Below are 16,237 nucleotides of genomic sequence, written 5' to 3' on the forward strand. Positions count from 1 at the left end.
CCACATCCAATCCGGGCACCCCATGCGCCACCGCGTTGCAGATCGCGGCCTTCGGCCGCGTTCATCAAGCGGCAAAGCAATACCCTCGCAAGGAGCCTGACTTGCCCACAACCACTCCCAAAACCAGGCGTGTCCTGATCACCGGCGCCGGCGCTGTCGACGGCATCGGCTTTGCCATTGCCCGCCAGTTTGGGCAGGCCGGGCATGCGGTTTTCCTGACCGGCGCCAGTGCGCGGGTGCTGGAGCGCGCCCTCGGGCTTCGCGGCGAGGGCATCGATGCCATGGCCGCGGTCGCGGATCTCACCATTGCCGCGGAGGTGGAACGGCTTCGGGCCGAAGTCGGCGCTGTCGATATCCTGGTCAACAATGCCGGCATGGGATCGCTGGCCTCGCCATCCGTCGACAAGGCTTTCCTGGCGATGAGCGAGGCCGAGTGGGATCGGGGCATCGAGACCAGCCTGAAGACCGCGTTTCTCGTCACCAGGGCGTTTCTGCCGGCGATGGTCGAAACGGGGTATGGGCGCATCGTCAATGTCGCGTCGGTGACCGGGCCGCTGGTCTCCTACCACGGCACCGCCGCCTATTCCGCGGCGAAGGCCGGGATGGTCGGCCTGACCCGGACATTGGCGCTGGAGGTCGCGCGACACGGCGTCACCGCCAATGCCGTGGCGCCGGGCTGGATCGAGACAGGCGCATCGAGCGAGCCGGAGCGGATAGCGGCCCTGCATGCGCCGCCGGGCCGCGCCGGCCGGCCGGACGAGGTCGCGGCGGCAGTCGTGTTCCTGGCCTCCGAAAGCGCCAGCTATATCAACGGCGCCTTGCTGGTGGTCGACGGCGGCAACAGCCTTGAAGAACGCAAGGGATAGACCCCTTGGATTAGCCCTTTGCCTGGGTGGATTTCGACTTTCTGGCGCAGCTCCTTCCACCCGAAATGAACTTGGCCCGTCGGAAGAAATTTCCACGCAGTCAGACTGAACCTGCGAGACGCCTCCAAGCTTGACTCTATCATCAGTCCAGACTAATGATAAGTCATGACTGTTGATAACGCGCAGCTCGCCGCCCTGGGCGATCCGACCCGAAGGCAGATTTTCGAACTTATCGCGGAGCGGCCGCGCTCGGTGGCGGATGTCACGCGGCAAGTCAGCGTGTCGCAGTCCGCGGTGTCGCAGCACCTGAAGGTGCTCAGGGATTCGCGGCTGGTGCGCGCGGAGCCGAAGGGCGCCAGCAACGTCTACCACATCGATCCGCACGGGCTTGGCGAAATGCGCGCCTGGCTCGACCGGTTCTGGAGCAAGACGCTCGCGGCCTACAAGCTGGCCGTCGAGACCCCACCAGAGGAGTGACCATGAACACCCAGATCCCCATCGCCTCCGTAAAACAGTCCGTCGTGGTCGAGGCGCCGATCGAGCGCGCCTTCAAGGTTTTCACCGAGGATTTCGGCAGTTTCAAACCGCCGGAGCACAACCTGCTTAAAACCGAGATCGCCGAGACGGTGTTCGAGCCTCGGGTCGGCGGCCACGTCTATGACCGCGGCGTCGACGGCAGCGAGTGCCGCTGGGCACGCGTGCTGGCCTATGAGCCGCCCAACCGCGTGCTCCTGAGCTGGGACATCAGCCCACAATGGCGCATCGAGACCGACCCGGCCAAAACCAGCGAGTGGGAAGTGCGGTTCACCGCCGAAACGGCTGAGCGTACCCGCGTCGAGATCGAGCATCGCAACCTGGAGCGCCATGGCCAGGGCTGGGAGGGCGTGCGCGACGGCGTCGCCGGCGATCAGGGCTGGCCGCTCTACCTGCAGCGCTATGTCGACCTGAATGCGCGGCAGGCCTGATAGCAGCATTTAATGGCGCTTCACTGCGGGGCGGTCAGGGCACCACGCCCCTGCACGCCCAAGCGACATTGGCAAACGATCTCGGCCCGTCCGGTCGTCCGGCCTGATAGGCATCGCGGACGGCAGTTTCAGTGCGCTCGCGCTCGGCTGCCTCCAGCGTGGTCATGTATTTGCCGAGCGGGCCTTCGCCCGCTGATATCGGCGCCCAATAATCGGCGAAGTCTTGGTAATCCATGCGGATCATCAGCTCGGTTTCGGTCACGTCGGCCAGTCCCTGCTCGATGAAAGTCCGCTTCATCTCGCCGGGCTGCATCATCGGCTGAAAGCAATAGCGGCTGCGCATCTGGCGCCCGCTTTCGCTGAGCGCCGCCACCGTGTCGATCATCATACGCATGCCCGCCATGCCGCCGAGATGATCCCACACCACGGCTGCGACCACGCCGCCCGACCGCGTAACACGGCGCATTTCGGCAACCGCCTTGCCGGCTTCCGGCACGAAATGAAGCACCAGCAGGGCCAGTGCACGGTCGAACGTGCTGTCCGCGAACGGCAAGGCGGTGGCGTCAGCCTGCTGGATCTCGATGCGCGGATCGCTGTTGCGCCGCTTTGCCGCCTCTACGAAAACAGGCGAAAAGTCGATTGCCGCGATCGCCGCGAGTTCGGCGGATTTCGCAAGCTCGAACGTCAGGCTGCCGGTGCCGCAACCGACGTCGAGTATCTTTTCGCCAGGGGCGAGTCCGGCGAAGCCGATGAATTTGGGCGCGAGCTTTCGGCTCCATCGGCCCATGAGTTGCTCATAGCCGGACGCGTCATGAACGGTGAAACTCGATGTCATATGGCCCTCCCCTGCTGCAGGCGCAGGCTAGACCTCTATAGGGATGAAGCCAAGACGCGGGGAGTGCGGTTAATGCCTGCATGCGGGACGGGACAAGAGGACCGGTGGTTTATGCGACGCCCTTGAACGTCGCCACACTCTCCCGCTCCACCAGCGGGCATTCCAGCTTGGTGATGGGATAGCGCCCCCGTCCCGCCACCGCCGGCGCTTCCAGTTGCTCGATCGCCCATTGCCCCATGGCCATATGCGGCAGGATCGAGGTGGTCAGTGGCGGGAACAGATGGCGGGCGATTTCCTCGTCGTCGTAGCCGACGACGGAGATGTCGGCGGGGATGTGCAGGCCGGCTTCCTTCAGGGCTTCGTAGCAGCCGATGGCGGTGCGGTCGTTCTGGCAGAAGATGGCAGTGGGGCGGTCCTTGAGCGCCAGCAGTTTTACCGTCGCGGCGTAGCCGGCGCTGGCCGACCAGTCGCCCTCGACCACCAATTCGCCGTCGAAAGGGATGTCGGCGGTGGCGAGCGCGCGGCGGTAGCCCTTGAGGCGGTCCTGTGCCGCCTGCATCCAGGGTTCGCCCGTGATGGTGGCGATGCGGCGGTGGCCATGGCTGATCAGATGCCGCGTCGAGCTCTGGCCGCCGGCGATCTCGGAGGGAACCACGGCTGGGAAAGCGTAATCCGACGTGTAGCAGTTGAGCAGGATGACCGGGATGTCTAGGCCATAGAGAAAATCGGGCGCGGTGATCTCGCGGGTGAAGATGGTCATGTAGATCAGCGCCGAGATGCCGCGCCGGGTCAGCGCCGAGATGGCGCGCGGCTCCATCACGGCGTCGCCCATGGTCTGCGCCACCAGAAGCACGTTGCCGGCGTTCCACGATGCCTGGCGCGCGCCCTCGATGGCGACCACGGCTTCCGGGCTGGTGGCGAGCTGGTCGACGGCGAAACCGATCACGCCGTCGAGCCCGTCGGAGGCTGGCCCATAAAAACCGGGCCCACCGAAGGCGGCAGGCGGCTTCTCCAGCGCCGAGAAGGCGGGGGCGCTGTAGCCGAGAGCGCGGGCCGCCTCGATCACCCGCTCGCGGGTCTGCTGCGACAGGCGGATACCCGGCGAATTGTTGAGCACGAAGGAGACCGTCGCCTGCGAGCAACCGGCGGCGCGCGCGATGTCGGTCATGGTGACGCGGCCCTTGGGCTTTGCCGGCGCCTTGCGGCGCCTGGCGGTCGCGATGGCCGGATCCGTCGTCTCACTCATGCGGCAGATGTTCCCCAATCCCAGGCCTGTCTAGCGTCGGCCCGCCGGGCCGACAAGATGGCGCGACGCTGCCGATCCCCGAGAACGTCGACTTCGTTTATAGTTATTATCACGCACGCATTCCAACAGTCATGCAGACGCAACGCACCTTTCAAACCCGGGGATTGCTGGTCTTCGACTCGGCACATAGGGATCGCGGCAGCGGCAGAGCCGTGCAGCCATGGCACTTGCCGACCGCGATGTCGAGCCTTTGCTAATAGTGTTTACTAATACAAGAATGCGCTGTACCGTCAATCCATCGCATCCAGCCCGGCTGGGTCCGGGGCGCGGTGGAAATGTCCGTGAACGGTCCGATGGCGAGCGGATATTGCCTGCGCGATCCATGTCTCGGATACGTGATATGTCAGACAAATCGGACTATTTACGAACGAAGAATGGTTGTCTAAAGTCCGTGGCGTGGCTGCAAATGACGCCATTCTTCAGTGCCGGGAACCCTTGAGGAGGAGGGGCGTCCAAGCCGCGAACGGCAATTCAGGTGAGCAAGGCAATTTTAGTGAGCAAGATGGGTCAGCCCGATGGCTGCACCAAAACGGGAGGTTGAACATGAAATCCTTGATACGCAATGCATCCGTGGCCGCCGCGGCCCTGGTTGTCGGCCTGACGGCGACGGCTATCGCGCGCGCCGACGACAAGCCGACACTGGCCTTCGTCGTCAACGGCGCTTCCGACTTCTGGAAAGCGGCCGAAGCCGGCGTCAAGAAGGCGCAGGGCGAACTGCCCGACTACACGCTCGAACTCAAATATCCCGAACAATCCTCGGTCGCCATCCAGCAGCGGCTGATGGACGACCTGGTCACCGCCGGCGTCAAGGGCATCATGGTCTCGGCCGTCGATCCCAAGACCTCGACCGACGGGCTGAACAAGATCGCCTCGGAGACGGCGCTGTTCACCACCGACTCGGATGCCCCGCAGACCAAGCGCGTCGCCTATATCGGCTCGTCCAATGTCGACGCCGGCAAGCAGGCCGCCGAAATCGCCAAGAAGGCGATGCCGAACGGCGGCAAATGCCTGGGCTTCGTCGGCTTGCTCGGCGCCGACAACGCCAAGGAGCGCATACAGGGCATGAAGGATGGCCTGGCCGGCACCAAGATCGAACTCGTCGACGTGCGCGGCGACGACATCGACCAGGCGCGTGCCAAGAAGAATGTCGAGGACGCGCTGGTCGCCAGCCCCGACGTCACCTGCATGGTCGGCTTCTACTCCTACAACACGCCGCGCATCTATGAAGCGCTGCGCGACGCCGGCAAGCTCGGCTCGATCACCGTCGTCGGCTTCGACGACGATCCGATCACGCTGGGCGGCGTCAAGGAAGGCACCATTGCCGCCACCGTCGTGCAGCAGCCCTTCGAATGGGCCTATCAGGGCATGAAGCTGATGGCCGCCTATCTCAAGGGCGACAAGTCGGGCATCCCGGCCGGCAATCTGATCATCATCCCGACCAAGATCATCGGCAAGGACGACGTCGACGCCTATGCCGCCAATCTCAAGGCGATGGCAGGAAACTAAGACCACAGGCAGTTCAGCCGGCTCAACTCACTTGAGCCGGCTGTTCGCATTGACGAACCCGGCCGGGGTCGTCAGTCTGCAGAACGGGCCGTTTTGGCCCACCGGCTGCTGTCAGGCATGATGAATTATTCCGACACCTCCATCGCGGCGACCACTCCGTTCCTCAGTCTCGAGAACGTACGCAAGACCTATCCGGGCGTCGTGGCGCTGGACGGATTTTCCATGGAGGTCAGGCCGGGCGAGGTCATCGGCCTGGTCGGCGAGAATGGCGCCGGCAAATCGACGCTGATGAAGATCCTCGGCGGCGTCACCACGCCCGATACCGGCACCATCACGGTCGACGGCACCGCCCATAACAGCCTGAGCGTGGAGGGCAGCCTGGGTTCGGGCATCGCCTTCGTCCACCAGGAACTCAATCTGTTCGAGAACCTCGATGTCGCCGCCAACATCTTCTTTGGCCGCGAGCCGCTGCGCGCCGGGCCGCTGAGGCTGGTCGACCGGGCGAAGCTGCGCGACATGGTGGCGCCGCTGTTGAAGCGCGTCGGCGCCAATTTCTCCGCCGACACCCAGGTCGCGGATCTGTCGCTGGCGCAGCAGCAGATGGTCGAGATCGCCAAGGCGCTGTCGATCAAGGCCAGGCTGGTCATTCTCGACGAGCCTACATCGAGCCTGCCGCTCGCCGAGACCGACAAGCTGCTCGACGTCATCAAGGCGCTGAAGGCCGACGGCATCAGCGTGATCTTCATTTCGCACCGGCTGCACGAGATCGAGCGCGTCGCCGACCGCGTCGTCGTGCTGCGCGACGGCATGCTGGCCGGGACGCTCGGCAAGCGCGACATCAACCACGACCAGATGGTCAAGCTGATGATCGGCCGCATGCTGAAGGAGCGCGAAAAGGCCTCCGAGGCGGCGCGGGCGCCGGGCGCCGTGGCGCTGTCGGCCAAGGCAATCCGCACCCCAACCTATCCCGGCCGGCCGGTCGATCTCGATGTCAGGCGCGGCGAAATCCTGGGGCTCGCCGGCCTCGTCGGCTCCGGCCGCACCGAATTGGCGCGCGTGTTCTTCGGCATCGACGCCAGCCTTGGCGGCGCGCTGGAGCTCAACGGCAGGCCGCTTACCCTCGGCTCAGCGGCCGACGCCGTCGCGCAAGGCATTTTTCTCGTGCCGGAAGACCGCAAACTGACCGGCATCCTGCTCGACCTCTCGATCGCGCAGAACATCTCGCTGCCCAACCTGCCGGCGCATGCCAGGCGGTCCCTGGTTTCGGCGAGCGCCGAGACCGCGACCGCGGAGAAGCAGAAGAAGGACCTCGGCATCAAGGCGCCTTCGGTGCAGACGCGCACCGGCACGCTATCGGGCGGCAACCAGCAAAAGGTCGTGCTCGGCAAATGGCTGGCCATGAACCCGAAAGTGATGATCCTCGACGAGCCGACGCGCGGCATCGACATCGGCGCCAAGGCGGAGATTTACGGGCTGATGCGGGCGCTGGCCGATGCCGGCGTCGCCGTGCTGATGATCTCCTCCGACATGGAGGAGGTGATCGGCGTTTCCGACCGCATCGCCGTCATGCATGAGGGCCAGATCTCGGGCATTCTCGACAAGGACCAGTTCAGCCAGGAAAACGTGCTTTTGCTCGCGGTGGGCAAGCAGCCGAAATAATTTGCCTGGGTCGCGCAAGCGCGATCCGTCCAGGCCGGCATTGGGGAGAAGACGATGACAAAGAAAGATCTCGGCCTGCTGATCCTGATCCTGGTGGTCGGCGCGATCGTTGCCATCATCAATCCGCGCTTCCTGTTGCCGATCAATCTCGCCAACACCTCGAACCTGATCGGCCTGTTCGGCATCCTGTCGATCGGCCAGGCTTTCGTCATCATCACCGGCGGCATCGAACTCTCCGTCGGCTCCGTCGTCGCGCTGCTGGGCACGCTGTTCATCGACTTCATCGCCGTGCGCGGCATGGGATGGCCCGTTGCCTTCGTGCTCATCCTGGTGCTCGGCGCCATCATCGGGCTGGCGCATGGCTGGCTGATCACAAGGCTGAAATTGCAGCCCTTCGTGGTGACCTTGTGCGGTCTGTTGATCTATCGCGGCGTCGCGCGCTTCTATACCGCCGACGGCACGGCGGGTTTTGCCTTCGGCCAGAATTTTCCCGATCTCGAATTCCTCACCGCCGGCCGCTCCTGGGGCGTGCCGAACTCCTTCTTCGCGCTGATCGTGATTTCCATCGTCATGTGGGTGGTGCTGCACCGCTCGGTGTTCGGGCGCTATCTCTACGCCATCGGCAAGAACGAGGAGGCGGCGAAATATTCGGGCATCCGCACCGGGCGTGTCGTCATGGCGGCCTATGTCATCTGCGGCGTGCTCACCGCGCTGTCGGCGATCTATTTCGCCATGTATACGCGCTCGATCTCGCCGGCCAGCCATGGCCAGTTCTACGAGCTCTACGCCATCGCGGCGGCGGTGCTAGGCGGCTTCTCGCTGCGCGGCGGCGAGGGCTCGCTGATCGGCGTCCTCCTGGGCACGGTGCTGCTGCAGGAATTGCAGAACCTGGTCAATCTGCTCGGCATCCCGTCCTCGCTCAACTTCGCGGTGATGGGCGGCGTCATCCTCATCGGCGTGCTGGTCGACCAGCAATGGGGCGTGTTCCGGGCACGCCGGCGGATGGTCGATGCCGCCCGCAAGGGCGCGGTCGGCGCGGCTGCGGAATAAGTCCCGCGCCCGTGTAACTGCTTGTCCCAGCCGCCAGATTATTATAATAGCATAACCGGTGCTGGCGGGGGAGCTGACGGGACATGCGCTGCGATTTGCGAGGCAAGGTAGCGTTGGTCACGGGAGCCGCCGGGGCGATCGGCGGCTCGATCGCCAAGCGCCTGTCGGACAATGGCGCGGCGGTCGTCGTCGCCGACATCAATGGCGAAGGCGCAAAAGAAGTTGCGGCCGGCTTGGGCGATGCGATGGCCTGCGCCACCGATATCCGCGACCCCGCCTCGGTGGACGCCGCGATCGCCGTGCTCATGCAGCGCTATGGCCGCCTCGATATCCTGATCAACAATGCCGGCGTCAACACGCTGGCGCATCGCGTCACCTTGGAGGAATTCCCGACCGAGGAATGGGACCGCATCACCGGCATCGACCTCGACGGCCTCTACATCGTGAGCCGCGCGGCACTGGCCCCGATGCTTGCCGCCGGCAAGGGCGGGCGCATCGTCAACATCGCCTCGGTGGTCGGACTTGCCGCCATGCGGCTGCAAAGCCCGTTCGTCGCCGCCAAGGCCGGCATCATCCATCTGACGCGCTCGATGGCGATCGAACTCGGCGGCAGGGGCATTCTCACCAACGCCATCGCGCCGGGTTCGGTGATGACGGCGCTGACCGCCAAGCTGTTCTATGGCGAGGACGGCAAGTTCGCCGGGCGCACGCAGGAATTCCTCGCCCATTTGCCGCTGGCCCGGCCGGCCCAGCCGGAAGAGATCGCCGAGGCGGTGCTGTTCCTGGCCTCGCCGGCGGCCAGCTATGTCAATGGCCAGGTGCTGGCCGTCGATGGCGGCTGGACGGCGGGATACATGATGTGAGCGGGGCCATGGAAATCGATCTCGCCGGCGCGACGATAGAACTGGAAGGCGCCAGCAATCCGGTTGCCGAAGCCGCACTCGCCGCCTTGCGCGCCAATGGCGGCCGCATCACCGAAGGGGCGCGGGCCGCCGGGGTCCCGCCCCCCGACATCGTTCTGGTGTCATGCCCGTTGCGTCCGGGCACCACGGCGGAAAATCCCGGCACCTTGTATGCGGCCGCGCGCAAGGCGGCGGTGGCCATGACCGAGCGCGGCGGCGGACGCATCGTCTTCCTGCTTTCGGTGGCCGCCGGCATGCCGATGCGTCGCCATCCGCGCTTTTCCATGGAGAACGCCTCGATCCTGGCCGGCATGCGCACGCTGGCCATGGAGTTCGGCCCCAAAATCCTGGTCAATGCCGTCGGTGTCGGCTTGGTTGAGGACGAGGCCATGGTTTCGGGCGACAAGGCTATGCTCAGCCACGTCCCGGTCGACCGCGCCGGCAATATCGAGGAAGCGGTTGCGGCCGTGCTGTTCTTCTGCGATCCACTCAACACCTATACGACGGGCCAGATGCTGGGCGTCGACGGTGGATGGATGGCGGGCTATGGGCGTAATTTCTGAACCGCTGACACTGAAGGCCGGCGCGCTCGAGGTCGGGCTTGTGCCTGACATCGGCGGCTCCGTCAGTTCACTGCGCTGGCGCGGCGTCGATCTGATGCGCCGGCTTTCGGAGGATGATCGCAAAGCCGGCAATGTGCTCGGCGTTGCCATGTTTCCGATGACGCCCTATGCCAACCGGATCGCCGGAAATGTCTTCGATTTCGCCAGGAAACGCTGGCAGGTCGCGCCCAACAACCCGCCGGAAAAATACAACGTGCATGGCAGCGGCTGGCAACAAGCCTGGACCGTGGTGGAGGCAGGAACAGCCAGCGCGATCCTGACACTGGATATCGCCGCCGGAGCCGACCCTTATTTCTATCGCGCGACGCAAGCTTTCGTCGTTTCCGGTGGAGGGCTTGGTGTGACCATGACACTGACCAACACCGGGCCGGTTGCCCTGCCGTTCGGCTTCGGCCTGCATCCCTGGTTCGACCGCGATCCGGATGTGACGCTGCAATTCAAGGCCAGGCGTTTCTATCTCGAAGAGCCCGACGGCGTTTCCGGCGATCCCATCGGCTTGCCACCCGAACTCGACTTCGCCGAAGGCCGGCCGCTGCCGGCGGGCTGGCGCAACAATGATTATGGCGGCTGGAACGGCGAGGCGATCATCCGCTTTCCCTCGCGCGGTGCTGGGCTGCGGATCACGGCCGATCCGATCTTCAGGCATCTGATGCTCTATGCCGATCCGACCAAGCCATATTTCTGCGTCGAGCCACAGACCAACGCATCCGGGGCCTTCAATCGGGGCCAATGGGATGATCCGGAAGAGGGCGTCATCGTGCTTGGCCCGGGGGAAAGTGCAGCCGGCGCTGTTTCGTTCATGCCCTTCGCGCTTCAATCCTAAAGCAGCCGCGCCAGCAGACCGCCATCCACTTGCATGGCGCTGCCGGTGACGAAGGACGCGGCGTCCGAGATCAGAAAGCCTATCGCCGTGGCGATCTCCGAGGGATTGGCGATGCGGGCGATCCGGTTGGGCTCGAAGGAGAGGCCCAGCGCTTCCGCGCCGCCGGCGGCCTCCAGGCCGTCGAGCGTCATTCTCGTGGCGACCGAGCCGACCAGCACGGCGTTGACGCGGATGCGGTCGACGGCATAGTCGAGCGCCATCTGCCTGGACAGGCCGACGACCGCTGCCTTGGTCGCCGCATACGCCGGCACGCCTGGAACCGTGGCGTCGGCATGCACGGAGGCGATGTTGACGATCGAGCCGCCGCCCGTCGCGCGCAGCAGCGGCAGGGTTGCCCGGCAGACCCGGAAGATCGCGGTCAAATTGACGGCGATCGTCCTGTCCCAATCCTCGTCGGAAAGCTCTTCCAGTCGCTTGCCGGTCGGATAGATGCCGGCGCAATTGACGACCGCGTCGAGCCCGCCAAACCGCTCTTGCGCCGCCACCACGGCGGCCTGGACGTCCGCTTCGCGGGTGAGGTCGCTCTCGCGGAAGATCAGCCGGCTTTCGCCATAGCGGCTTGCGAGTGCCTTGCCGTCATCGCCGTCCAGCCCGGCGCCAAGGACCTTGGCGCCCTCGGCGACAAGATAGTCCGCCGTCGCCCGGCCGATCCCCGTCGCCGCGCCAGTGACGAAAACGCGTTTGCCGGCAAATGTCATGCCGTAACCTGTGCCTGGCGCTCGGCCTGCGCCTTGGTCACCGAACGCAAGACGCGGCCCTCGCCGCCTTCGCCACGGCCGAATTCGTCGACGATGCGGCCATCGGCGACAACGAGGCAGCGGTCACAGAGGCCGATCAGTTCCTCAAGTTCCGAGGCGACGATCAGCAGCGCGACGCCCTTGTCGGCCAGCTCGACCACCAGCCTATAGATCTCGTGGCGGGTTGCGGCGTCGACGCCCTTGGTCGGCTCGTCGAGCAGCAGCACCTTCGGCGCCCGCATCAACACGCGGGCAAACAGCAGTTTCTGCTGGTTGCCGCCCGACAGATGGGTGACGGCGGCCTGCGGCGACGAGGCCTTGACGTTGAGAGCGCGCATGGCTGTAACGATGGCGCCGCGCTCCAGCCCGCCGCGCACCACGCCGTGCCGCGACAGGGGCGCGAGATTTCCGATGGTGATGTTGGCGCCGACCGGCAGGTTGAACAGCAGGCCGTCGCGCTTGCGATCCTCGGTCAGCAGCGCGATGCCGGCGGCACGGGCATCCCTGGGCGATTTGATCGATACGGCTTGCCCGCCGACATGGATCTCGCCCTCGGCCGGCACCCGGCCGTAGATGCCGTGCAGGATCTCGCTGCGTCCGGAGCCGAGCAGACCCGCCAGCCCGACGATCTCGCCGGCCGCGACGGACAGGTCGATATCCTTCGCGCCATGGACGGCACCGCCATGGCCGGCGACGGTGAGATGGCGAACCTCTAGCGCGGCCGGCGCGCCCACAGGCGCGGCGTGCTCGGGGAACAGCCGCTGCAACCTTTGGCCGGACATCGAGAAGATGAAGGTCTCGGCGTCGAAATCCTCGCGGGCAATGCGCACCGCCACCTGCCCGTCGCGCAGCACGGTGGCGCGGTCGCAGATGGCGAGCACCTCCGGCAGGCGATGGGTGATATAGATCATCGCCACGCCTTGCGCCTTGAGCCGGCGCAGCACGGAAAACAGCGCATCGACTTCGGTGCCCGAGAGCGAGGCGGTCGGCTCGTCCAGCATCAACACGCGCGGCTTCAGGACGATGGCACGCGCGATCATCACCAGATGGCGCTGCGCCGAGGTCAGCGACGCGACATAGGCCCTGGGGTCCATATCGATGCCAAGATCGGCAAAGATCTCGGCCGCCCGTTGCTCGAGCCTCCGCTGGTGAACCAGCACGCCGTCGCCGAGACCCGTGCGACCGGCAAAGACATTCTCGGCGACGGAGAGCTGTTCGAGAACCTCGATTTCCTGTGGAACGTAACCGACACCGTTCGACCGCGCGTCTGCCGGCGAGGCAAAGCTGACGGGCCGGCCGTCGAGCTGGACGGTGCCGGTGTAGGAGCCGGCCGGATGTACGCCGTTGAGAATCTTGACCAGCGTCGACTTGCCGGCGCCGTTCTGGCCTAGCAGAGCGTGGATTTCACCAGGGACCACGTCGAAATCGACCCCGCGCAACGCCTGCACGCCGCCGAAATTCTTGGTGATCGCGGTGGCTGAAAACAGCGGCGCTTGGGTGCTCGACACAATTGTCCCTCGGGATGTTGCCGGGTCCGCGGGATGCGGGCCCGGCGGCAGGTGTTACTGACCGGCGCTGTCCAGCATCTTGTAGTAGGGATCGAGGTCGGCCGCGGTGATCACCTTGGCCGGCAACGGATTGCTGTAGGGAACCGTCTTGCCCTGGGCGAGGTCGCCGAGCAGCTCGGCAACCTTGGCACTCTCCTCATAGAGCGGCTGCGCGACGATGCCGTAGGCGGCGCCCGATTTCACCAGGTCGAGGTTCTGCCTGATGTAGTCCATGCCGATGATGACGACGTCGCGTCCGGCCTTGCGGGCGGCGCCCGACCAGGTCTGGATGCTGTTGCCGGTGGTGCCGAAGGCGGCGGTCACGTCGGGATTGCCCTGCAGGATGGCCACCGCCTTGGCTTCCGCCGCCGAAGGCTCGAAGCCTTCCATCTGCGTGTTGAGCACCTTGATGCCGGGATACTTTGCCGCGATGGTCTTGCGGAAGGCGTCCGACATGGCGTTTTCGGTGTCGTTGGAGGCGCCTTGCGTCAGCGCCACCGTGCCCTTGCCGCCAAGCTTGTCGCCGATGGCGATGGCCGCATTGGCGCCGACCTCGGCGATGTCTTCGCCGGTCGCCGCCTTGAGGCCGTTGACGGTGCCTTCCGGCGGCAGGACGTGCCAGGTGACGATGGGAAAGCCTTCCTTGGCCAGTTTGGTGATGTAGGAATAGATCGCCGGATCGACGCCATAGACGCCGATGGCGTCATATTTGGTGCGGGCGAGTGCTGCCTCGGCAAGCGGCAAGGTCGCGGGAATGTCCCAGTTGGTGGCGCTCGGGTCGCCGACGACCTCGCAGGTATAACCGAGTTCCTTGCATTTGTTGAGGAAGCCCGCCTGCATCAGCCTGTGCACGGGGTGATCCTTCATCGCCTGCACCCAGAGCAGGTGGACGTCGGCCGCGCGGGCTAGGCCCGCCGAGCCCAGTGCGGTGGCGACCGTCGCCGCCAGCAGCGCGGCGCGGATCAACCTTTTCTTCAAGTGAATTCCCATGCCTTACCTCCCTTGGTTCGCCGGCATTTTTGCCGGCGCAATATATCCCGACCGGCTCAGGCGCCGGCAATGAAGTAGCGGCGGCGCACGATGTCGAGGCCAACGGCCATGACCATGATCACGCCGACCGCGATCTGCTGCCAGTTGGAGTTGACGCCGATGACGACGAGGCCGCTCTGCACCACCTTCAGCATCAGGATGCCTACGACACCGCCGGCGACCGTGCCGGCGCCGCCGAACAGGCTGACGCCGCCGACCACGACACCGGCGATGACGGTCAGTTCCCAGCCGCTGCCGATCGAGGTGCCGCCGCTGCCGAGATCGGCCATGACGAACATGCCAGCGATCGCCGACAGCGCGCCGACGGTGATGAAGGCGCCGATCTTGTAGGCACTGGTGTTGATGCCGACGAGATGCGCTACTTCCTTGTTGCCGCCGGTGGCGTACATGTTGCGGCCGAGCACGGTGCGCCGCAGCACAAAATCGGCGACCACGGCGGCGATGATGAAGAAGGCGAAGCTCCAGCCGAGGCCAAAGGCGAGATCGGTGCCGCCGATCGTATTGATCGCCTCCGGAAGCGGATAGACGGGATAGCCGCCGGTCACCACCTGGATCAGGCCCTGGCCGATGAACAGCATGCCGAGCGTCTGGATGAAGGCCGGAATGCCGAGCCTGACTACGATCAGGCCGTTGAGAAGGCCGATCAGGGCGCCGACGCCGATGCCGCCCAGGATGCCGACGCCCACCGGTAAAGCGGCCGCGGTCATCAGCTTGGCGGCAACCACCGCCGACAGTCCCGCGACCGAGCCGACCGACAGGTCGAACTCGCCGGCAACCAGCAGAATCGTCTGGCCGATGGCGATGATGCCGACGAACGACACGACGTTGAGAATGGCGCGGATGTTGCGTTCCGACAGGAAGGCAGGTTCGAGCAACCAGAAGAAGGCGACCAGCAGCGCCATCGCCGCCAAAACGCCAACTTCGCCGACGGCAATGAAGCCGATCAATCGCCGCCGGAACGATTGCGCATCCCGGGGCGGCGAGCTCACCTCAGCCGCACTGTTCATTCCTGACCTCCCTGGCGGCGCCTTCGGCGGCCTTGGGCCGCCGATCGCACCTACGCCGATCCGGCGCGCTCCTCTCCGGCATTAAGATTATAATATTATAACTTGTCAACGTAGAAATGTTCAGGCGGTGCATTAGCCGGTCCATCGCTGGAAAGCATCGGCGGCAAACGCTATGAATGGGCGTTGCAGCGCGATCACCGGCCCATTGCCATGGTGGATCGTCGGCGCTTTGGAGCCATTCGAGATGACCGATCGGCCAGGGGACGGCCCAGGCGGAAAGAAACCGCCGCGACGCCTCGGCGTGCGCGAGATCGCAAAGCGCGTCGGCGTTGCACCGATGACGGTGTCGCGCGCGCTGTCCAATCCCGACATGGTCTCGCCGGAGACGCGCGCCAAGGTGCTCGAGGCCATCGAACAGGCCGGCTTCGTGCCCAACCGGCTGGCCTCGAGCATGCGCGGCAATGGCCGCATGATCGGCACGGTGGTGCCGCCGCTGATCAATTCGGGCATTGCCGAACAGGTGCAAGGCATGTCCGACGAATGCCACGAGAGCGGCTATTCGATGCTTTTGGTGCAAGGTGAATTCACGCAGGAGGCCGAGGACAAGGCGATCCGGGCTCTGCTCGGCTGGCGTCCGGTCGGCATGATCCTGCAGAGCTTCGTGCAAAGCGAGACCGCGCGGGCCTTGCTGAAGAACAGTGGCGCGCCGGTGGTGGAAATATCAGAGATCAAGGGTCGCAAACCGATCGACATGGTGGTCGGCGTCTCCAATTTCGAGACCGCCTATGCCATGACCATGCATCTGGCGGCCAAGGGCTACAAGCGCATCGGCTTCGTCTCGACGCCGATCCATGGCAATGACCGTCTGCGGCAGCGCCGCACCGGCTACCACGCAGCATTGACCGAACTCGGCTTCAAGAACCATGCCGACCTGGAGGTCGAGGTGCCGATCACCGCGCAGGGCGGTGCGGAAGCGCTGGTGACGCTGACCTCCCGCCACAAGGATATCGACGCGATCTTCTTTTCCAGCGATACGCTGGCCGTCGGCGCCGTGCAGGAATGCCACCGGCGCGGCTGGGCGGTGCCGGGAAAAATCGCCATTGCCGGCTATGGCGACATGGATCTGGCCGCGCAGCTTCATCCGCCGCTGACCACGGTGAAGGTCAACCGCTACGAGATGGGCCGGCGCGCCGTGCGGCAATTGCTGGCAAGGCTCGGCGGCGACACCAAGGTGCCGACCATCACCAGCCTCGGCTTCGAGATCGTCGACCGGGAGAGTGCTTGACGTCTTGATGTTAGCC

General features: G+C 65.2%; 16 protein-coding genes. 10 read left to right on the forward strand and 6 right to left on the reverse strand.

The genetic code is table 11. The features are described from left to right. Positions 1–101 precede the first annotated feature (101 nt). From FJ948_RS08150 to FJ948_RS08160, 3 genes are all read left to right on the forward strand, one after another. Positions 102–866 carry an SDR family NAD(P)-dependent oxidoreductase gene (locus tag FJ948_RS08150; protein WP_140703185.1) on the forward strand — a complete coding sequence of 255 codons (765 nt, stop codon included), beginning with the start codon at positions 102–104 and terminating at the stop codon, positions 864–866. 165 nt (positions 867–1,031) lie between these two features. Continuing rightward, positions 1,032–1,343 carry a metalloregulator ArsR/SmtB family transcription factor gene (locus tag FJ948_RS08155; protein WP_140703187.1) on the forward strand — a complete coding sequence of 104 codons (312 nt, stop codon included), beginning with the start codon at positions 1,032–1,034 and terminating at the stop codon, positions 1,341–1,343. Positions 1,344–1,345: 2 nt separating this feature from the next. Beyond that, complete coding sequence (locus FJ948_RS08160) at positions 1,346–1,831, forward strand: SRPBCC family protein (RefSeq protein WP_140703188.1); 486 nt, start codon at positions 1,346–1,348, stop codon at positions 1,829–1,831. 34 nt (positions 1,832–1,865) lie between these two features. Here the strand turns inward: FJ948_RS08160 and FJ948_RS08165 are convergent, their stop codons facing one another. Both FJ948_RS08165 and FJ948_RS08170 read right to left on the reverse strand, forming a co-directional pair. Further along, positions 1,866–2,666, reverse strand: a complete 801-nt coding sequence (locus FJ948_RS08165; protein WP_140703189.1) for a class I SAM-dependent methyltransferase — start codon at positions 2,664–2,666, stop codon at positions 1,866–1,868. 109 nt (positions 2,667–2,775) lie between these two features. Next, positions 2,776–3,912, reverse strand: coding sequence for a LacI family DNA-binding transcriptional regulator (locus tag FJ948_RS08170; RefSeq protein ID WP_181173593.1), 1,137 nt, complete (start codon positions 3,910–3,912; stop codon positions 2,776–2,778). A gap of 603 nt (positions 3,913–4,515) precedes the next feature. On the opposite strand from FJ948_RS08170, the gene FJ948_RS08175 reads away from it, so the two are divergent. The 6 genes from FJ948_RS08175 (at position 4,516) to FJ948_RS08200 (ending at position 10,535) form a co-directional block, all read left to right on the forward strand. Continuing rightward, positions 4,516–5,478 carry a sugar-binding protein gene (locus FJ948_RS08175; protein WP_140703191.1) on the forward strand — a complete coding sequence of 321 codons (963 nt, stop codon included), beginning with the start codon at positions 4,516–4,518 and terminating at the stop codon, positions 5,476–5,478. 120 nt (positions 5,479–5,598) lie between these two features. Further along, positions 5,599–7,137: a sugar ABC transporter ATP-binding protein gene (locus tag FJ948_RS08180; protein WP_140703936.1), complete on the forward strand. Its 1,539-nt coding sequence runs from the start codon at positions 5,599–5,601 to the stop codon at positions 7,135–7,137. A gap of 54 nt (positions 7,138–7,191) precedes the next feature. Continuing rightward, a complete protein-coding gene (locus FJ948_RS08185; protein ID WP_140703193.1) occupies positions 7,192–8,187 on the forward strand; it encodes an ABC transporter permease in 996 nt (331 codons plus the stop codon). Positions 8,188–8,270: 83 nt separating this feature from the next. Continuing rightward, complete coding sequence (locus FJ948_RS08190) at positions 8,271–9,050, forward strand: SDR family NAD(P)-dependent oxidoreductase (RefSeq protein ID WP_140703195.1); 780 nt, start codon at positions 8,271–8,273, stop codon at positions 9,048–9,050. Positions 9,051–9,058: 8 nt separating this feature from the next. Continuing rightward, positions 9,059–9,652: an SDR family oxidoreductase gene (locus FJ948_RS08195; RefSeq protein WP_140703197.1), complete on the forward strand. Its 594-nt coding sequence runs from the start codon at positions 9,059–9,061 to the stop codon at positions 9,650–9,652. Further along, positions 9,636–10,535 carry an aldose 1-epimerase gene (locus FJ948_RS08200; protein WP_140703199.1) on the forward strand — a complete coding sequence of 300 codons (900 nt, stop codon included), beginning with the start codon at positions 9,636–9,638 and terminating at the stop codon, positions 10,533–10,535. Before FJ948_RS08195 ends, FJ948_RS08200 begins: the two co-directional genes overlap by 17 nt. On the opposite strand, the gene FJ948_RS08205 is transcribed toward FJ948_RS08200, so the two are convergent. From FJ948_RS08205 to FJ948_RS08220, 4 genes are read right to left on the reverse strand one after another with little or no spacing between them, the layout of a single operon-like run. Next, positions 10,532–11,293: an SDR family NAD(P)-dependent oxidoreductase gene (locus tag FJ948_RS08205; protein ID WP_140703201.1), complete on the reverse strand. Its 762-nt coding sequence runs from the start codon at positions 11,291–11,293 to the stop codon at positions 10,532–10,534. The two genes, FJ948_RS08200 and FJ948_RS08205, sit on opposite strands and share 4 nt — an antisense overlap. Next, positions 11,290–12,840: a sugar ABC transporter ATP-binding protein gene (locus tag FJ948_RS08210; protein ID WP_246677473.1), complete on the reverse strand. Its 1,551-nt coding sequence runs from the start codon at positions 12,838–12,840 to the stop codon at positions 11,290–11,292. The genes FJ948_RS08205 and FJ948_RS08210 overlap by 4 nt, the downstream gene beginning before the upstream one ends. A 54-nt stretch (positions 12,841–12,894) precedes the next feature. Beyond that, a complete protein-coding gene (locus FJ948_RS08215) occupies positions 12,895–13,869 on the reverse strand; it encodes a substrate-binding domain-containing protein (RefSeq protein ID WP_140703205.1) in 975 nt (324 codons plus the stop codon). Between the two features lie 56 nt (positions 13,870–13,925). Further along, the gene (locus FJ948_RS08220; RefSeq protein ID WP_140703207.1) at positions 13,926–14,936 is read right to left on the reverse strand and encodes an ABC transporter permease; all 1,011 of its coding nucleotides are present in this window, start codon (positions 14,934–14,936) and stop codon (positions 13,926–13,928) included. A gap of 244 nt (positions 14,937–15,180) precedes the next feature. Here FJ948_RS08220 and FJ948_RS08225 point away from each other — a divergent pair, with 244 nt between their 5' ends. After that, positions 15,181–16,221, forward strand: a complete 1,041-nt coding sequence (locus FJ948_RS08225; RefSeq protein WP_140703209.1) for a LacI family DNA-binding transcriptional regulator — start codon at positions 15,181–15,183, stop codon at positions 16,219–16,221. Positions 16,222–16,237: the final 16 nt, after the last annotated feature.

Source organism: Mesorhizobium sp. B2-3-12, from assembly GCF_006442205.1.
Classification (GTDB): domain Bacteria; phylum Pseudomonadota; class Alphaproteobacteria; order Rhizobiales; family Rhizobiaceae; genus Mesorhizobium.